Annotated in this window: 16 protein-coding genes; 7 read left to right on the plus strand and 9 right to left on the minus strand. The window is 64.3% G+C overall.

Annotated elements, in window-relative coordinates; all coding sequences use genetic code 11:
• Positions 1-156 precede the first annotated feature (156 nt).
• The 3 genes from IT430_14340 (at position 157) to IT430_14350 (ending at position 2158) form a co-directional block, all read left to right on the plus strand.
• The gene (locus IT430_14340) at positions 157-981 is read left to right on the plus strand and encodes a type I restriction enzyme HsdR N-terminal domain-containing protein (protein MCC6909118.1); all 825 of its coding nucleotides are present in this window, start codon (positions 157-159) and stop codon (positions 979-981) included.
• A 72-nt stretch (positions 982-1053) separates the two neighbouring features.
• Positions 1054-1389, plus strand: a complete 336-nt coding sequence (locus tag IT430_14345; protein MCC6909119.1) for a hypothetical protein — start codon at positions 1054-1056, stop codon at positions 1387-1389.
• A gap of 118 nt (positions 1390-1507) precedes the next feature.
• Positions 1508-2158 carry a hypothetical protein gene (locus IT430_14350; protein MCC6909120.1) on the plus strand — a complete coding sequence of 217 codons (651 nt, stop codon included), beginning with the start codon at positions 1508-1510 and terminating at the stop codon, positions 2156-2158.
• 163 nt (positions 2159-2321) lie between these two features.
• Here IT430_14350 and IT430_14355 read toward each other — a convergent pair whose 3' ends face one another.
• On the minus strand, positions 2322-3026 hold the full coding sequence (locus tag IT430_14355) for a hypothetical protein (GenBank protein ID MCC6909121.1): 705 nt from the start codon (positions 3024-3026) through the stop codon (positions 2322-2324).
• Positions 3019-3666, minus strand: a complete 648-nt coding sequence (locus tag IT430_14360) for a hypothetical protein (protein ID MCC6909122.1) — start codon at positions 3664-3666, stop codon at positions 3019-3021. Before IT430_14360 ends, IT430_14355 begins: the two co-directional genes overlap by 8 nt.
• A gap of 639 nt (positions 3667-4305) precedes the next feature.
• Between IT430_14360 and IT430_14365 the strand changes: the two genes are divergently transcribed.
• Positions 4306-5292 carry an HD domain-containing protein gene (locus IT430_14365; GenBank protein ID MCC6909123.1) on the plus strand — a complete coding sequence of 329 codons (987 nt, stop codon included), beginning with the start codon at positions 4306-4308 and terminating at the stop codon, positions 5290-5292.
• A 285-nt stretch (positions 5293-5577) separates the two neighbouring features.
• Here IT430_14365 and IT430_14370 read toward each other — a convergent pair whose 3' ends face one another.
• From IT430_14370 to IT430_14395, 6 genes are all read right to left on the minus strand, one after another.
• Positions 5578-6228 carry an OmpA family protein gene (locus IT430_14370; protein ID MCC6909124.1) on the minus strand — a complete coding sequence of 217 codons (651 nt, stop codon included), beginning with the start codon at positions 6226-6228 and terminating at the stop codon, positions 5578-5580.
• A gap of 129 nt (positions 6229-6357) precedes the next feature.
• Positions 6358-7617 (minus strand): prepilin peptidase, encoded by a 1260-nt coding sequence (locus IT430_14375; GenBank protein MCC6909125.1) that lies wholly within the window; start codon positions 7615-7617, stop codon positions 6358-6360.
• On the minus strand, positions 7614-7910 hold the full coding sequence (locus IT430_14380; protein MCC6909126.1) for an exodeoxyribonuclease VII small subunit: 297 nt from the start codon (positions 7908-7910) through the stop codon (positions 7614-7616). The genes IT430_14375 and IT430_14380 overlap by 4 nt, the downstream gene beginning before the upstream one ends.
• 10 nt (positions 7911-7920) lie before the next feature.
• Positions 7921-9438 carry an exodeoxyribonuclease VII large subunit gene (gene xseA / locus IT430_14385; protein ID MCC6909127.1) on the minus strand — a complete coding sequence of 506 codons (1518 nt, stop codon included), beginning with the start codon at positions 9436-9438 and terminating at the stop codon, positions 7921-7923.
• Between the two features lie 96 nt (positions 9439-9534).
• On the minus strand, positions 9535-10470 hold the full coding sequence (locus IT430_14390) for a phosphoribosylaminoimidazolesuccinocarboxamide synthase (GenBank protein MCC6909128.1): 936 nt from the start codon (positions 10468-10470) through the stop codon (positions 9535-9537).
• A 440-nt stretch (positions 10471-10910) separates the two neighbouring features.
• Positions 10911-11996 carry a hypothetical protein gene (locus IT430_14395; protein MCC6909129.1) on the minus strand — a complete coding sequence of 362 codons (1086 nt, stop codon included), beginning with the start codon at positions 11994-11996 and terminating at the stop codon, positions 10911-10913.
• A 150-nt stretch (positions 11997-12146) separates the two neighbouring features.
• Between IT430_14395 and IT430_14400 the strand changes: the two genes are divergently transcribed.
• The 3 genes from IT430_14400 to IT430_14410 all read left to right on the plus strand — a co-directional run bounded on the left by IT430_14400 (position 12147) and on the right by IT430_14410 (position 15575).
• Positions 12147-13751, plus strand: coding sequence for an endo-1,4-beta-xylanase (locus IT430_14400; GenBank protein MCC6909130.1), 1605 nt, complete (start codon positions 12147-12149; stop codon positions 13749-13751).
• A complete protein-coding gene (locus IT430_14405; GenBank protein MCC6909131.1) occupies positions 13748-14119 on the plus strand; it encodes a helix-hairpin-helix domain-containing protein in 372 nt (123 codons plus the stop codon). The genes IT430_14400 and IT430_14405 overlap by 4 nt, the downstream gene beginning before the upstream one ends.
• A gap of 178 nt (positions 14120-14297) precedes the next feature.
• Positions 14298-15575 (plus strand): DUF3466 family protein, encoded by a 1278-nt coding sequence (locus IT430_14410; GenBank protein ID MCC6909132.1) that lies wholly within the window; start codon positions 14298-14300, stop codon positions 15573-15575.
• A 72-nt stretch (positions 15576-15647) separates the two neighbouring features.
• Here IT430_14410 and IT430_14415 read toward each other — a convergent pair whose 3' ends face one another.
• Positions 15648-17102 carry a sigma-54-dependent Fis family transcriptional regulator gene (locus IT430_14415; protein ID MCC6909133.1) on the minus strand — a complete coding sequence of 485 codons (1455 nt, stop codon included), beginning with the start codon at positions 17100-17102 and terminating at the stop codon, positions 15648-15650.
• Between the last annotated feature and the right edge of the window lie 219 nt (positions 17103-17321).

Genomic DNA, 17321 nt, shown 5'->3' on the forward strand with positions numbered 1-17321 from the left:
GCGAGCCTCGCGCCACCATCGCCAACCCATCACCGATGCGGGCGCTCGTCGCCCTCGCGGCCAACGCGGGCATTCGCCGTACCTGACCTTGACCGAACAGGACTCGGTCATAGAGTGAACCCCGGATCAGGCGTGCTCAATCACTGGAGGCGGCCCGTGGCAATCCCGAAGCGAGTAACCGAGCGCATCGTAAAGCATCTCAAGCCGTACCAGGCGATCCTCCAGCAGCAGAAGGCAAGAGACGTATCCGAAGCCGACACGGTCACGATCGTCAAGGACATACTCAGCGACATCTTCGGCTACGACAAGTACGCCGAACTTACGAGCGAGCATTGCGTGCGCGGCACCTACTGCGACCTCGCGGTGAAAGTCGATGGCAAACTGTGCTTCCTGCTCGAAGTCAAAGCCATCGGGCTGGAACTGCGCGATGCGCACGTGAAGCAGGCCATCGACTACGCGTCGAACCAGGGATGCGAGTGGGTTGTGCTGACCAACGGCGTCGAGTGGTGTCTCTACCACGTTCTGTTCCGCAAGCCGATCGACAAGCAGGAAGTCGCCCGCATCGACCTCACCGCCGTGAGCGCCAAGAGCGCGAGCGACCTTGAACGGCTGTACCTCCTGACCCGCGAAGGCCTGAGCAAGAGTGCCCTGGCGGAGTACCGCGATCGGAAGGATGCGACGAGCCGATTCATGCTCGCCGCGATTCTTCTCAACTCGCCGGCGATCATCAGCGAGATCAAACGCAGCATCCGCCGAATCAGCGGCCTCAACATCGAACCCGATCTGATCTCCAAAATGCTTCGCGAGGAAGTGATCAAGCGAGAGACGATCGAAGGCGACCAGGCCGAAAGCGCCGGTCGCCGCGTGCACCGCGACAAGAATTCGAAGCGGCAGAATTCAAAGCCGACCGCGCCCGAAGGGGCATCGGCTGCGCCCACGCGAGAATCGATAGGGCATGTGGTACCCTCGATACCGGCATAGCCGGTAGTCACCGTCGCCATCGTCACTCGCCGTCATAGATCGGCCGAAGGCCTTAGCCGGATCCAACTCGACATGCTATCTGAAGTTTACGTCGTCACTCTGTTCCTTGCCTCGCTTGCGAACTACGATTACTACAAGACTTCGGGCAGCATTGGATTGAGGCCATTCGGCATCCTCGAATTACCGTATGAACTCGCTGGATTCGGTGCCTGGATTCTGATTGCGCTGCTGTTCGTCGCGGGTTTTTTTGCGCTACCGTGGTGGGTACCGCCTCTGGCTGTCTTTGGGTGCGCCGGATTCGCTGGCTATGTCTATTGGCGGGTGCCTCTGAGCGCAACGTACGCCATCGTGGGTTTCCCACTGGCGGTCATAGGCGCGATTGCATTCGTGGCGATTGCTTTTTTTTAGTGCAGGAACTCATGTTGGGCTAGCCGAGTTCTCACACGCGCGGACGACGACGCTGGCGACTGACCGCACATCGAGCGAGGAGTAACACATAACAAATCACGACAATCAACGCCGATGGGTGAACGATTACTTCAAAGACAGCATCGAAGTGTATACGATCCCGTGTATCCGTCGGTTGCGCGATGAGATTCGACCGGACGAACAAGGACTGCAGGGATGTACCGTCGCGCTTGCACTGGCCACCTTCGCAGTTCTGGACCTCTTTGGGTTCTTGCTCCGCCCTGATTCAGATGCCGTTAAGACCGAAGCTCGGAAGAACCTTGAGTTTATCTTCACTCGCTGCGAAACTCTGTTTGAGCCGCAACTGGATGAAGCGGTTGCGGAACTCTTGATTCTGGTGTTCCGACACGGAGTCGTTCATCAGTATTTTGCCAAGAGCGCCGGGCTGGCAAGGGAGGGAAACCGACTTCCGCTGGTCACTCAGACTACCAACGGCCGACGACAAACCCCGATTCTGAATGTTGATGCGCTGGCAACTTCTACGATCGAATTCTCGGAGAAGGTGAAAAAGCACCTACTCGCTTCCGGAAACGAAATAGAACTCTCTCGCTTCTGCGGACGGCTTCGATCGCTGCTTCAAGAGGATCGGTGCGCATTACAGCGGTGCATGACATGTGAGTCTCGACTCCTGATGGTCGATATTCAGCACGCCACCCTCGGTCCCCCGTTGTCACACTCGATGGAACCCGAGCTGCCTCCCATTGGCTAACATGAAGCCGGTAGGTCAGCGCGTCGGTCAGGTGGAACCTGACAGTTAGGCGTGTGTCGGAGCCGCGCCCGGCCGCGTGATTTGGCCAGCTCGCCGTCTGACCTTCGACGCCGCTCGGCACATCCTCGCGTCAGCGGATGGTGATGGCGGGGGACCTCCGCTCTTACTCTCCGGACCAGATCCCCTGTATCCGTTGCGCCACACGGTCAATGCTTTCGAGCGACGAAAGATCGAACAGCGGAACCGGCGCTCCGCTCTTGAGCACGCGGAAACTCACGCGGCGATCCACGGCCTTCTGCCTGCTGCGCGACTTCTTGACCACCGCTCGCGTTACGGTGGGCTGATCCGGTCGATCAAGATCGAAGGCGGCGATGATCCTGCGAAGCATGTAGCGAGCCAACCAGTCATCGGCCCGGATGGGATCGTGCTTGGGCCCAACCGTCCAGTCGCCAATCACGGCATACTGCAGATGGGGCTCGAACTTCTCTCTCTTCGGGTCGTGCAACTTCAATTTTACGGCAAGCAGTCGGCCGCTCAGCTGCACCGGAGTCTTGCCGCCCTTCTTGGGAGTGCTCTCTTCGTCGATCTCTTCCTCCTCGTCATCTTCCATCTCCTCGTCTTCCTGCGAGAGGTCGTCGATCAGGCTCGGCTCAAAGAGTTGGCCGAAGAAACTCCTGGCAATGGTCCGCGATCCGTCTCGCGACACTTTGGCTGGAAACCCGCCGATGGCGACAAAGGGCACGGGCTCCGCCTGCAGCGCATCACGAAGCGCCACGTAGAGTCGGCCCACTTCTTTGTACAGGTGATGTACGCTGCTTATCGTCGAGTGTACAGCAACCGCAAACTCTTCGCGCGTGAGATCAGTCATCGCTACTCTTTCTGAATCTGAACTGTGTAAGTTGGCTCATTGATCGCATCCGCTCGGCGAGTGGCGTCTTCATGAATACACCCAGCGATCGTCGGGATGGCTCGAACTGCCATCCTTTCACAGCCGTCGCACGGCGCGAGCCTTTAAGAGCATCCCAGCGTTCATTCTGCCCGCTCGCGCCGAGCCTCCATCGCTTCAATGGCCTGCATGCGGTCGCGGTCGTTCGATTCATCGAGTGAATGCCGCAGTATGCATCGAGACCGGCGTATTCAAGGTAATCCCGCAGCGGCCAAGCCCAATGGCTGCCGCGGTCTTCGATCAAATGCAGCAGACGGTGAAGCCGTTGCCATGTCAGGATGCGCAGGTCGGCGCGCGGCGGGGCAAGCTTGACCGAGGCGCGGAACTCCCGCATGCACCTTCGCAACCGTCGCTCATCCACAATGTAGAGGAACCGAAGACGCGCGTTCTGTACGGCCCGTGTCAGCCCTGCCTCGGAAGCCCAGCCGCCGTTGCACAGGTCTTCAATGCTCCTCACCTGCCGGCAGAGTTGATCTGCCAGCGCGAGCGGGCCTTCGCCGGTCGCGTCCGTTTCCGCCACAGCGTGATCGTGCTTTCCACTGCGATATTTCGCTTCAATCACAACGATGTGATTCCCGATGCGCAGAATCAGGTCGGGCTCGGACCACCTGAGGCGCGGCCAGAACCAAGCCTCGGCGGGTTCGGCGGGCGCATCGAGAGCGTCAGTCGCCTCGCCCGCCGCGGTCCGGGCTTCGCTGAGCCAGTGGGCAAGGATACTTCGCGCGTTCGCAAACAGGAGCGTTCCAAATACAGTCGAAGTCAGCGCATCTTCGAGCCGCTGAGGTTCGGGGATGTGCTCCGCCAGTTTGCCTCGGAGAATTGCGTGAAGCATGGGATCCGGAAAGCCTAGCAGGTGGTTCAGGTCCAGACCTGACACTTGGGCGTGCGTCGGAGCAGCGCCGGGCCGCGTGACTTGGCGGAACGGCTGGCCGGATTGCGCCTTCCGGGCGTTGGCCCTCGTTGCATGTTTCCACATGCGGGCGTTTCCAGCAGTCGTGGGGCGCAGACCCTCCCTCACCCTTCGATCGACTCAGGGTCTCACAGACGGTCGGGGCTCGGTGCATTTATCATCCCCCTTCGTGCTCTTCGTGCTCTTCGTGCTCTTCGTGTCCTTCGTGGTCAACGTTCGACGCATTCGCGCGGATGACCCCACGCCTACCATGAAACCCACGAATCCCCGATCGGAAGGCCGCCTGACCGCATGTCCACGCACACGTTCATCGCTGACTTTGAGAACTCGCAGTACCTCGACGGCGTCTACTGCATCTACAACGCCCAGCTGGGTCAGACCAAGGCCGGCAAGCCGTATCTCAAGGCCCTGATCCGCGACAAGAGCGGCCAGATCGCCGCCCGCATGTGGAACATCACCGAGCAGCAGTTCAAGTGCCTGCCCACCAACGGCTTTGTCTGGCTCGAAGGCCAGACCCAGCCCTACCAGGGCGAGCGGCAACTCATCGTCATGGACATCCGGCCCGTCGAGGTCGCTGCCGAAGACCTGCCCAATCTTCTCCCGGCCACGACCAAAGACGTCGAGAAGATGACCGACGATCTGCTCGCGCTGCTCGAATCGCTCAAGCACCCGGCCATCCGCGCCCTGATCAACGAGTACCTCACCGATGAGAAGCTGATGGATTCGTTCCGCGCCTCGCCCGCGGCCGTGTCGATGCATCATGCCTATCTCGGCGGGCTGCTTGAGCACACGCTGCAGCTGTGCACGCTGGCGGATCGCATGCTGCCGCTGTATCCCAAACTCAATCGCGACCTCGTCATCGCCGGGCTGTTCCTGCACGACCTGGCCAAGTGCATGGAACTGTCGTACGAGTACGGCTTCACGTACACGACCGAAGGGCAGCTCGTCGGGCACATCGTGCTCGGCTCGCTCATGCTCCAGCGCAAGGCCGATGCGGTCAAGGCGCGCGGCGGGCCGGAGCTGCCGCCCGCGGCGCTGCTCGTTCTCCACCACATCATCCTCTCGCACCACGGCATCCCCGAGTACGGCGCGGCCAAGGTGCCCTCGACGCCCGAGGCGATTTTCGTCTCGCGCCTCGATGAACTCGACGCCAAGACGCAGATGGGCATCGACAACGCGCGGCCGGAGGTGGGGGTGGTCACGGAGGGCGACTCGGATTTCACCGACAAGGTGTGGGCCCTGGACACCCGGCTCTACCGCCCCGACCCGCTGGCGTAGGGCGACGACGAAGACCGGCGACGCTCGCCCGGCGGGCGGCACGCGGGAAATCTGCTCTGCCGACGCGAAATTCTCGCGCAATTCCGGGATTTCTTCCCACAATCCCCGCAGATCGGGTATATTGAGGCGAGACTCTGAGCGCCGGCCTGTGCCGGGCGCAAGAGAAGGGCGGAGGCGCCGTCGTGGGGGCCTCCGCCTTTGTTTTTGCTGCCCTGGCTTTCGCTCGCGGCTTCGCCCGGCTCGGCTCCTGGCGGGCTGGCGGGCTGGCGGTGGCGGGCCGGCGGCTTACTGCAGCAGGACGACGACCTCGACCCGGCGGGACTGGGCCTTGTTGCCCTTGGGCTCGTTGGGCCCGAAGCCGGCGACGTACATCCGCTTGCTGTCCACGCCCTTGCTCACGAGGTAGTCCTTGACGGCCATGGCCCGCTCGCAGGCGAGGCGGTCGTTGGTCTTCCACTGGCTCTTCTTGATCGGGTCGGTGTCGGTGTGGCCGGCGATGCGGATCGTGTGGCCGGCGTACTCGCTGTTGAGCACACGGGCGACCTGGTCGAGCGACGACTTGGCCGACGACTTGAGCGTGACCTTGCCCGAGTCAAAGAGGAGATCGCCCTCCACGACGGCTGCCATCTCGCCGGGCCGCGCCTCGCCGGAGACGCCGCTGATGCCCTCGAAGCCGGTGCGCTGCGGCTGGGCCGCGGGCTTGTTCTGCAGGTCCTGGACCTGCTGGCGGTAGCGGCTGGCTTCCCCGGCCAGCTCGGAGCGTTGCCGCTCTGCGGACTGGAGCGCATCTTCGGTTTGCGCCAACTGATCGCGCAAGCCGGCGTTTTCATCCAGCAGCCGCGCGTTCTCTTCCTTGAGGCTGTTGTTGCAGCCCGTCAGAGCCATCGCCAGCGCGAGCAGCCCGGCCATTCCCATCACCCTGAAAGTGCTTCGCATCGACCCGTTCCTTTCCTGTCTCTTGTGCGGTCTGAGTATCGTCATTCAGGCTCGAGGTTCAACAAAGGCGCATCATCAATAGCGAATTCACCGGGCGAGTCCAGCACTGGCGCGCCGGCGGGACGGAAATCAAGGGAGATTCACGGGAACCTTCAGAATCGCCTCCAGAACAATCTCGATCCACCGGTCGCCGATGATGACCACCACCGCCGCCAGCGCGATCCACGGCCCATAGGGAATGTAGCGCGCAAAGCCCTTGAGCCAGCGGCTCAGAGCCGTGCCGATGAGCATGCCGAGGATGGCCAGGAACGGGGCCAGGAAGAACACGAGGATTGGATCCACCCAGCCCAGCACCGCGCCCACGCAGGCGAGCATGTGGGCGTCGCCCAGGCCCATGGCTTCCTTGCCGAACGCCACCGTCCCCGCCAGCCGGAAGAGCCAGATGAGCCCGGCCCCGACAAGATAACCCATCAGCGAGCCGCCCAGCGAGCCCGCCCACAGCGGCAGGCTGACGCCCGCCCAGTGCGAGCCGATCTTCAGCCCCAACAGCACGCCGAGCACGATCGGGCCGAGAAAGTCCAGTTCCCACTCCAGCTCGCGCCGCGGGTGGGGGTAGTCGATGATTTCATCGTTTTCCTTGACGTAGAGATCGAAGTCGAGGAAGGAATAGCGCAACTGGTTGAGGCGGATGAGCGCCGTCGAGATGACGATGCCCAGAGCGCCGCCCAGCGCCGCCGCCAGGCCAGCCGGGCCCACCAGCGGAATGGTCCACGCGCCCAGGTCAAAGCCATCGGCGCCCGCGGGCATCTGAGAGAGCGGCAGCCGCAGCGATCCGCCCGGCCAGATGGGCATGATCGCGTGCACGAGCAGGGCCGGCAACGTGACCGCCCAGGTGAGTTCGATGGGGATCGTGTAGGTCCGCAGGTCGATCATCGTCATCGCCAGCAGCGCCGAAAAGAGAATGCAGTAGAGCAGCGGGATGGGCCAGGTCGCGCTGAGCCCGGGAAAGCGGCCGAGATAGGCCGGCAGCAGTTCGCCGATGAACGGCGCCGTCGGCAGGACCATGTACCCCAGCACGAAGATGAGCGTGAAGACCGTGCCGCACAGCGCCTCGATGAGCGGGTACTGGATGCTGATGGGCGCGCCGCAGTGGCCGCAGCGTCCGCGCAGGCGGATCCAGCCGACCACTGGCAGGTTCTCATACCAGCGCAGTCGCTCGTTGCACACCGGGCAGTGCGACGGCGGCGAGATGATGTTCTGCCGCGCCGGCAGGCGGAAGATCACGACGTTGAGGAAGCTGCCGACGATTGCGCCCAGCGCAAACACAAACGGCACGTAAACGAGTTGGTACATCCAGAACGGCCGGAGATACGCGTCGATGCCGTTCATCGATTCGGCTCGTCCTCGTCCTGGCACTCTTGATCGACCGTCTCGGCGGCGGAGGCGGCGGTCTCGTCGGCGATCGCCTTGAGGTGCTCGATCTTCTGCTCGGCCCAGCTGATGATGGAGCGGCAGCGCTTGAGCAGCGCCACGCCCCGCTCGTAATCGGCCAGCGCCTGCTCGAGCGGCGTCTCGCCCGATTCCATCTGGTCGATGATCTGCTCGAGTTCCGTCACCGCCTGCTCGTAGTTGAGCGTCTCGGCTGCGGACGGCTCGGAAGCGGCATTCTTGCGCTTGGACATGGCATCGACTCTACCGGAGGTGATCGAACAGTTCCATCTGGTTCGGTGGCGCCGCGCCACGCCGCGACCGCCGACGAGCGGGGGCGGCCGGGGGCTGTCCGGGAGAGCCGGCCGCCGGCCGGGGCGGGCGCAGCGCCGAACCCGTCACTTCGCTTTCAATCGTGCCGTCCGAGACGTTGGTGAGCAGTCGCTGGCCGGGGCCGGCGTCAGCCACAGTGCGCACGACGGTTCCATCGGGCTTGTGGGTGATGGAGTACCCCCGCGCCAGCACGCGGCGCGGGTCGATGCTCCGCAGTGTGGCGTGCGCGCGGTCGAGGCGGTTGCCCGCGCTGCCGAGGCAGTCAGCCGCTGCGCGATTCAGCGCCTGCGCCAACGAAGTGGGTTGCGGGCGCCGTTGGCTGATGGTGTGTGCGGCGGCGGCGTGCAGCCGGTGCGCCGCCAGGCCGAGCCGGCGGCCGCGCTCGACGATGACGCGATCCGGCCGCAGCGGCCCGAGGCGCAGTGCCAGTCGCTGCGCTCGCCTCGCGCGATCGTGCAGCGCTTCGCGCCCGGCGGTGCACAGCGCCGTCTGCAGCGCGTGCAGTTGCTGAGCCGCGTAGCGCAAGCGATGGCGCAGATGCAGCGACAGGCGCCGCTCGTTCTGGTCGATCTGCGCGAGCAGTTCGCGCTGATCCGGCGCCAGGCGCATGGCCGCCTGCGTGGGCGTGGCGCAGCGCAGATCGGCAACAAGTTCGGCGATCGTCGTGTCGGTCTCATGCCCGATGGCCGCCACCGTCGCAATCGGGCAGGCCCGCAGCGCGTCGGCGACGATGCGCTCGTTGAACGCCCAGAGATCTTCGATCGGACCGCCGCCGCGCGTGAGCAGCAGGGCATCGACGCGCAGCCGGGCATGGCGTCTTGAGATATGCCGGATCGCGCGGGCGATCTCGCCCGCCGCCTGAGCGCCCTGCACTCGGACATCGACGACGAGAATCTCGACGGCGGTGCAGCGGCGGCGCATGGTGTCGAGACAGTCCTGCAGCGCAGCACCTTTGGCCGAGGTGATGATCGCCACGCGGCGCGGGAACATCGGCACCGGCTTCTTGCGCTGTACATCAAAGTAGCCAAGCGCCCGCAACTCTTCGCACAGCGCGCGAAAGCGGAGCTCAAGGGCCCCGGCCCCGATGGGCTCGAGCGAATCGACATACAGCTGCGTCTGCCCCTGCGGGCCGTAGTGCTGGATGGCGCCTTTGGCGACGACCGACAGGCCGTCCTTGGCGTCGAAGCCGAACTTGCCCGCTTTGCTCGCCCACGCGACGCACTTGAGCACCGCCGTCTCATCCTTGAGCGAGAAGTACCAGTGCCCGCGGCGCGAGAGATTGCTGATCTCGCCCACCACGCTGACCTTGCGCGGCAGGTGGTCGACCAGCGCCTGGTTAATGAGTTCAGTGACCTGCGAAACGCTGAGCGGCGCCTCGCCGACGGCGCGCTTGGACGCCGCAGCTTCGCCGCCGCGCACGCGATCAGGATCGAAGGGAAGTCGTGACATCAGGCTTCGCCGCAAAGAGGCACAGAAGACTCAGAATGAAAGACCCTGAATCCGAGCATTCTTTCTTGCGCCTTGTGTGCCTCTTCGCGGCTGATCTCAGCTGAACAACTTGTCGTGTGCTTCCTGATACTTGGCGATGGTGTTGCGCACGATGTCTGCTGGAATCTCCGGCCCCGGCGGGGTCTTGTCCCACTTCCCGGCAGCGACCAGCGTTTCGAGGTGGTTGCGCACGTACTGCTTGTCGAAACTCTCCTGGTCGCGGCCGGGTTCGTACTTGTCCAGCGGCCAGAAGCGGCTGCTGTCGGGCGTGAGCACTTCGTCGATGAGCAGCAGTTCATCCGTGACGTTGCCCTTGGCGTCGATGGCGTGGCCGAACTCGAACTTGGTGTCGGCGATGATGATGCCGCGCGCTTTCGCATAGTCGTGCGCCTGCTTGTAGAGATCGAGCGTGATCTTCCGCAGGCGGGTCATGAGACCTTCGCCGACGAGTTCGCAGGCGCGCTCGAAGGTGATGTTCTCATCGTGGCCGACGTCTTCCTTGGTGGCGGGGGTAAAGATCGGCTCGGGCAGTTTGTCGCACTGCCTGAGGCCCGCAGGCAATTTGATGCCGCAGACGGTGCCGTCCTTCTTGTACTCTTTCCAACCAGAGCCGGTGATGTAGCCCCGCGCGACGCATTCGATCAGCACGACCTTGCTGCGACGGCAGACCATGATGCTGCCGTCAAGCGCCTTGCGGTCGGCCTCGGAGACGGGTAGGTCAGAGCTGGCGGTGCTGAGCACGTGATGCTTGATGCCCAGCGGAGCCTGCTTCTCGATCCAGCGGAACCACTTCATGCTGATGGACGTGAGCAGACGGCCCTTGCCGGGAAAGGCCGTGGGCATGACGACGTCGTAGGCGCTCAGGCGGTCGGTGGCGACGATGAGCAGGCGCGGCCGGCCGGCGGAGTCGGCGGGGAGTTCGTAGATGTCGCGGACCTTGCCCTGGCGGCGGTTGGGCAGGGGGAGATCGGTCTTGTAGAGTGCGTTGGTCATGGGTGAAATGTATGCCTCGATCGGCCGCGCGGCCCAGCGCCTCGCCGCCAAGGCAAACGGCGTGCCCCGAACGGTTCAGCCTCGCCGCGCCGGCGAAGAAAGTGCGTGGCAAAAGCCGTGCCGCGCACGGAATCGCACCACGGGGCGCACCCATGCGCGCTCGCGGCGAGCCGCTCTGGGAGAAAAAGTGACCGCGCCCGTGCGCGCGGAGGCGCGCCTTTGACCTATCGTGCCAGATCGCGGCCCAATGCCCGACGATTTCGAACGATTTTCGTCGAATTCCGCGCGCCGGATGGGCGTGTGAACGAGCTTTCATGCGGTTTTGAGAGCACCAGCGCACAAAGCGCGCCGACCCCGGTGCGCCGCCGTGCGCGATGCGACGGGAGGGCGATGCGCTGTGGCCCTGTGCGCGCAAGCGTGCGCTTCGGTCGGCGGGCTGGTTACCGATCCTGACCGGCCTGCCCGACGCGCTCGATCTCTCGGTCGAACAGGATTCCCGCGAGGAACACAGCCGATTCGTCGGCTACCTTGTCCTCCGCATCATCCCATTCGAATCGAATTCCTATCCCGCCGTCGCGCACTCCGATGCCAAGTGCGTCCAAGTCAAGCCAGTTCAGACGTACATTGCATCCGCCGGTGCCATCTGGCGCCACGTCGGTGGGGAACATGATGATTTCACTGCCGGATGGATGCTTCAGGCGAATGATCGTGCCGCGCAGTTCTTTATCCTTTGCCTCAAAGCCTTCGCGAATGTACATCGCGAAGACGATGCTGACGAGTTCATCAGTTGTTTTCGCCTTCGTCCAGCACTGCGATTCGGCGGTCAGAGCCAGATCAAGCAGTTCGCGATCTTTCATCTTGCGCAGCGATAAGAAAGCCTGACGATACGCTGCCTTACTGTCAATTGAGTCGGGATCGCCATCTCCCAAAGCCGCCAGTGTCGCTCTCGTCGCCTTCCAGTCGGTGGAAGACCAATAGCGATCGAGGCGATTGCGACCTTCATCGATCGGATTACCCTCCTCGTCCTGCTCAGGGACCGGGCTGAAGCTGATGAAACTGCACGCCTCGAAACGGAATGACATGACGTCAAGTTCGGAAGCGGATCTGACGCTGATTACATTGACAGATCGCGGAGCGTGATAGTCGTGCGCTCGGGTGCTCACCACGATCCGATCCGAGTTCGGCGCCGCTTCTTCAGCCGGCACGATGGCGTAGTCGATTGACTTGTATGGCGCTTTCTCGAGCATCGCCGCGACGCGCGGGTCGCGCGACAGGATCGTGCGGGCCTGTTCGACCGAGAGTGTTGCCTCTGGCGGCGGCGCTGCCGGCGGTGGGGCGGTGACGGCAGTGAGCAACCAAACCAGCGGCAGCACGCCATGCATCGCATTCCACATCGGCGAGTCTCCCTCTTGATGGCTATGAGCGATGACCATTCTACCGGGGTGGTGCGCATCGCCGCCGATGATCGAGGCGTGTGCGGCGATTTCGTCACCCGGGGTCGTCACCCAAATGCCGGGCGTGCGCAAAGCCTTGTCCCGACCTGCGCACGGCAGCGGCATCGGTCTCACAAGCCCTCGCCCCTGCGCGGCTACAATCGGCTGCCCGGCCGATGCTGGGGTCCGCGCGGGCCCGGCCCGGCTCACCGCGACCATCCCAGACGGCTGGAGCGTTCCCGGATGCTTGTGTATTCCGTTTACGACGGACAACAACCCGCCGCCGACTTTCCCTTGCAGCAGGCTCACCTCATCGGCGCCAACGACATCGGCGTGCAGGGCGACGTCACCTTCCGCGAGGGCATGATCCAGTGCGACAAGCGCTCGCCCGAGTCCGCCTCGCTCGTGCTGCTCATCGACGCCGGAGAGCACGGCCGGCTCATGCTGCCGACCTGCCTGCTGCCGGATCGCGAAGAGCCGTACCTCCTCTATCTCGAACTCGCCCGGCACCGCATCAAGATGTTCATCGTCAAACTCGAAGACTGGATGCTCTTCGAACTTGAAGAGGATCACCCGATCATCAGGCAGTGGGCCGCGGCCCGCGACCTGTTCACGCAGGCGCTGAGTCTCGAATCGACCGATCCTCCCAAGGCGCAGGAACTCGCCCGGCAGGCGCTCATCCAGGCCATCGCCGCGGGTGAGAAGCTGACCTTCATGCACGCGGACATCCTGCTGGCCAAGCGATTCGCCAACCGAGGCGAGCCGGCGCCGGCGCTGGGGGTGCGGACGTACCAGAGCCAGTTCGCCGAACCGCTCACCGAGATCATCACGCGCGACTTTGATTTCATCTCGGCGCCGATCCGCTGGCGCGAGGTCGAGCCGGAGGAGGGGGAATACGACTGGAGCAAGTTCGACCGGTGGATCGAGTGGGCGGGCAAGAGCAAGTTCCCCGTGATGCTCGGGCCGATCATCGACTTTCGCGCCCTGAGCGTGCCCGAGTGGCTCTACATCTGGGAGCACGACTACGACACGCTCTACGACCTGCTGCACGAGCACATCGAGGCGATCGTCAAGCGCTACCGCTCGTCGGTCTCGATCTGGAACATCGCCTCGTCGCTGCACATCAACGAGAGTTTCACCTTGGCGTACGACCAGTTGATGGATCTGACGCGCATGGCCACGGGGTTGGTCAAGACGCTGCACCCGCAGGGGCGGACGCTCGTCGAGGTGACCGAGCCCTTCGGCGAGTACTTCTCGGGGCATCCGCGCTCGGTGCCGCCGATCGTCTACGCGGAGATGATCGCGCAGTCGGGATTCAAACTCGACATGGTGGGCATCAACCTGCAGTTCGGCCACCACGAGCGCGGGCAGGCGACGCGCGATTTCATGCAGATCAGTTCGATCCTCGACTCGCTGCTCTATCTCGAGTTCCCGGTGGTGGTGACGGGAATGGGCGGGCCGAGCCACCGGCCGGCGCGGAATGCGAAGGCGCAAGCGGCCGGGGAAGGCGAGGCGAAAAAGAATGCGGAGGCTGCGGGCGAAGAGCCTGACGCAGCGGGGTATTACCGCGAGCCGTGGACGCCGGTGCGGCAGGCGGAGTGGCTGCGCAAGGCAATGTCGATCGCGCTGAGCAAGCCGTTCGTCGAGTCGGCGGTGTGCCACGAACTCTTCGACCACCAGTCGGCGGAACTGCCGGGCGCGGGGCTCATTTCCTCGATGGGCCGCCCCAAGCCGGCGCTGACGGCGATGGGCGATCTGCACCGCGAACTGCGGCGGCGCATCTTGCGCTGCTCGCTGCCCAGCGAGCGCGACTGGGTCGTCAGCGTCCCCGCCGAGGATGAGCAGTGACACCAGAGCAGGACGACGGCGCGATGCCCGTCCAGTGGGCGGTGGCGGCTGGCGTGCTGCTGATCCTGGCGTGCGCCATGGCCTGGCTCGCGGCGTCTCGTCCGATTCACGTGTCAACGCTTGCCGCGGACCACCCGCAGATCGCGCCGCCCGACATGCGGCTGGATCTCAATACGGCCAGCGCTGCGCAACTGCAGGCGCTGCCGCGCATCGGCCCGGCGATGGCCGAGCGCATCGTGGCCGATCGCGAAGCGAATGGGCCGTTCACGTCGCTCGATGATCTGCAGCGCGTCAACGGCGTCGGCGACCGGACGGTTGAACTCATTGCGCCGCACGTGTTTGTCTCACCTGCGCAGGCGGGGCGCTAGTTCGTTCAGTTGTGGTTCGGACCGCGAACTCCTGTTGACTCGACCGCCTCGCTTCACTTTGATGACGCTCCGACTTCTTGCGCGAGCCATCGACCGATGTCCGGGCGAGCGCGTCAGAGGCGAGAGTGGCGCTGTATTGAACAATCGATTGCCGCCCGGCGGCTGAAAGGGGATCAGGATGAAATTGCGCGCTATGAGCACGTGTGCGGGAATGCTCGGAGGCGCTGCGCTTTGCGCAGCTGCGATGGGCCAGGCGTACACGGTGACGGACCTGAACATGACCAACGCATACGGCATCAACAACAACGGGCAGGTATGCGGCAGCACGCTGAACTATCGGCCCGGTCGGTGGACCGCAGGCGTCGTGCTCGACCTGGGCACCTTCGGCGGCTCGGAGGGATACGCCGACAAGATCAACGACTCGGGGCACGTATGCGGAGCGGCTGATCTGGCCAACGGCAATCGCGTCGCGTTCTTCTACGACGGATCGCTGCACAACCTCGGCACGCTCGGCGGGACGGAAAGCGACGGCCGCGCGCTGAACAACTCGGGCATCATCGTCGGCGGCGCGTGGACCGCCGGGAACGCGCTCTTCCGGCCGTTCCGATACCAGAACAGCCAGATGGTCGATCTCGGCAGTTTCGGCGGCACGTACACGGCCGCGGAGGGCATCAATGACTTCGGCGTGATCGTCGGCTGGTCAGACTACAACAGCGTCAGCAGCCGGCGGGCGTTCCGCTACGAAAACAACCAGATGGTGGACCTCGGCACGCTCGGCGGGATCAGCGTGGCCAACGACATCAACAACGGCGGTCGCATCGTCGGCTACTCGGAGAACGCGCAGGACCGGGCCCGGGCGTTCGTGTACACGAACAACCAGATGTACAACCTCGGCGTGTTGCCGGGCGAGACGACGAGTTATGCCGATGCGATCAACAACAAGAACCAGATCGTCGGCCGCAGCGGCGGGGACATCGCGACGATCTACCAGCCCACGGGCCCCAAGAATCTGAATGACTTCATCGCGCCCAACTCCGGCTGGAACCTGCGCCGCGCCCAGGACATCAACGACAGCGGGCAGATCGTCGGACTGGCGTACAAGAACGGCCAGAACCGCGCGTTTCTGCTGACGCCGATCCAACTGCAGCTGGCCAATCCCGTGCCGGGTCTGCCAGGCCAGAACAACACGTTCACCATCAGCGCGTGCACGCCCGGCAAGCGCGTCTATCTCACCTACAGCCTGCAGGCGGGCACGACGAACATCGAGGCGTACTGCTACGGCGTGTCGCTGGACCTCCGCCAGCCGGTCGTGGCCGGCAGCGCGATCGCCAACAACAACGGCGTGGCGACGTTCGTGGGTTTCACGCCCAATGGTGCGGCGGGTCGCACGGTGCGCTACCAGGCGCTCGAACTGGACAGTTGCCGCAAGACCAATCGCGTGGACTGGACGTATTGAGAGCCGACGAGATTGGCTGACTGATCAAGGGCCGGACTCATCATGAGTCCGGCCTATTTTCGTCGCATCGGTTCATCCCGCCTGCGGGTACTCGTCGAGGCGGAAGGCGCGGATCTTCTTGTAGAGCGTGGTGCGATTGATGCCCAGTTGGGCCGCAGTCTGATTGCGGTTCCAGTTGTTGGCGTCGAGCGCGGCGAGGATGATGCGGCGCTCCTGCGCCTCGAGCGCTGCGGCCAGCGTCTCGCCATCCCAGGGGATCGGATCGGCGTCGCCCCGGCGGTGGTGGAGCAGCGCCATCTGGCCGGGGCGGTTTTCGACGACGGTCGGCGGAAGATCTTCGGCGCCTATTTTCGGCCCGCGGCAGAGCACGACGGCCCGCTCGACGATGTTCTCGAGTTCGCGCACGTTGCCGGGGTAGGAGAAGCGCTGCAGCGCCGCCATGGCGTCGGGCGTGAAGCCGAGGATCTCGCGCCCCGCAGCGCGGCTTTGCTTTTCGAGAAAGTGGCCGGCGAGCACGGGCACGTCGGTGAGCCGGTCGCGCAGCGGCGGCAGCTCGATCTTCACGACGTTGATGCGGTAATACAGGTCCTGGCGGAACTGGCCCTGCGCCACGAGCTGCTCAAGCGGTTCGTTGCTTGCGAGCACGACGCGCACGTTCACTTCGACCGTCTTGGTCGAGCCGACGGGCTCGAAGCGCCTTTCCTGGAGGACGCGGAGCAGTTTGAGTTGCATGCCCGGCGAAGCGGAGTTGATTTCGTCGAGGAAAATCGTTCCGCCGTCGGCGGCGAGGAAGCGGCCGATCTTGTCGGCGTGGGCGCCGGTGAAGGCGCCTTTGACGTGGCCGAAGAGTTCAGATTCGAGCAGCGTTTCGGGGATCGAGCCGCAGGAGATTTCGATGAAGGGCTTGTCGCGCAGCGGCGAGCGCTGGTGGATGGCGCGGGCGATGAGGCTCTTGCCCGTCCCGGATTCGCCGGTCATCAGCACGCTGGTCTTGGTCGGCGCGACCGCCTCGACGAGGTCGTAGATGCGCTGCATGCGCGGGTCGCGGCCGACGATGTTGTCCAGCGCGAAGCGGTCATCGAGTTGCCGGCGCAGGTGATGGTTCTGCGCGAGCAGCGCCCCGTGCCGGACCGCTTTGTCGAGCAGCGCGAGCAGTTCCTCTTCGACGAGTGGGTGCGTGAGGTAGTCGAACGCGCCGAGTTTGATGGCGTTCACGGCGGCCTCGATCGTGCCGTAGGCGGTGAGCACGATGACGACGACGTCGGGATGGCGGCTGCGAATGCGGCGGAGCAGTTCGGTGCCGTCGGTGCCGGGCAGATTGAGATCGGTGATCACGAGGCCAAATGGCCGGGCGGCGCGATCATCCTGAGGCCGCTCGGCGTCGGCGAGTGCGGCCAGGGCTTCCTCGGCGTTCAGCGCGGTTGCGGTGTCGTAGTCGTGCGTGCGCAGGACTTCCCGCAGGCCTTCGCACGCGATGGGGTCGTTGTCCACGACGAGGATGCGCGGCGGTGGATCGGATGCAGTCATGGCGGCCTGTGGTTTCCTCAAGCGGCGTTTCGGAGGGGCGGGCGAGTCGCCCCCTGGCGAATAGATTCCGTGATCGGTGCCGAAGTCCTGTGCAGTTCGCGCAACAGCGCGGCCAGGTGGCCAGTTGGAGTTGGCGCCCCGGCAGGCGGAGCGGCACGACCCGGGCCGCCGGTGTCGCGCCCGGCCGATATGGAGGCGCCCGCCCGCGAGAGGCGGATG

The sequence above is a fragment of the Phycisphaerales bacterium genome (assembly GCA_020852515.1).
GTDB lineage: Bacteria > Planctomycetota > Phycisphaerae > Phycisphaerales > UBA5793 > UBA5793.

What these genes read in the sequence shown, in the direction of transcription:
- IT430_14415 (MCC6909133.1), bottom strand. Translation starts at nt 17,102, where the DNA reads ATGACTGCATCCGATCCACCGCCGCGCATCCTCGTCGTGGACAACGAC.
- IT430_14400 (MCC6909130.1), top strand. Translation starts at nt 12,147, where the DNA reads ATGCTTGTGTATTCCGTTTACGACGGACAACAACCCGCCGCCGACTTT.
- IT430_14365 (MCC6909123.1), top strand. Translation starts at nt 4,306, where the DNA reads ATGTCCACGCACACGTTCATCGCTGACTTTGAGAACTCGCAGTACCTC.
- IT430_14370 (MCC6909124.1), bottom strand. Translation starts at nt 6,228, where the DNA reads ATGCGAAGCACTTTCAGGGTGATGGGAATGGCCGGGCTGCTCGCGCTG.
- IT430_14380 (MCC6909126.1), bottom strand. Translation starts at nt 7,910, where the DNA reads ATGTCCAAGCGCAAGAATGCCGCTTCCGAGCCGTCCGCAGCCGAGACG.
- IT430_14345 (MCC6909119.1), top strand. Translation starts at nt 1,054, where the DNA reads ATGCTATCTGAAGTTTACGTCGTCACTCTGTTCCTTGCCTCGCTTGCG.
- IT430_14375 (MCC6909125.1), bottom strand. Translation starts at nt 7,617, where the DNA reads ATGAACGGCATCGACGCGTATCTCCGGCCGTTCTGGATGTACCAACTC.
- xseA (MCC6909127.1), bottom strand. Translation starts at nt 9,438, where the DNA reads ATGTCACGACTTCCCTTCGATCCTGATCGCGTGCGCGGCGGCGAAGCT.
- IT430_14355 (MCC6909121.1), bottom strand. Translation starts at nt 3,026, where the DNA reads ATGACTGATCTCACGCGCGAAGAGTTTGCGGTTGCTGTACACTCGACG.
- IT430_14390 (MCC6909128.1), bottom strand. Translation starts at nt 10,470, where the DNA reads ATGACCAACGCACTCTACAAGACCGATCTCCCCCTGCCCAACCGCCGC.
- IT430_14410 (MCC6909132.1), top strand. Translation starts at nt 14,298, where the DNA reads ATGAAATTGCGCGCTATGAGCACGTGTGCGGGAATGCTCGGAGGCGCT.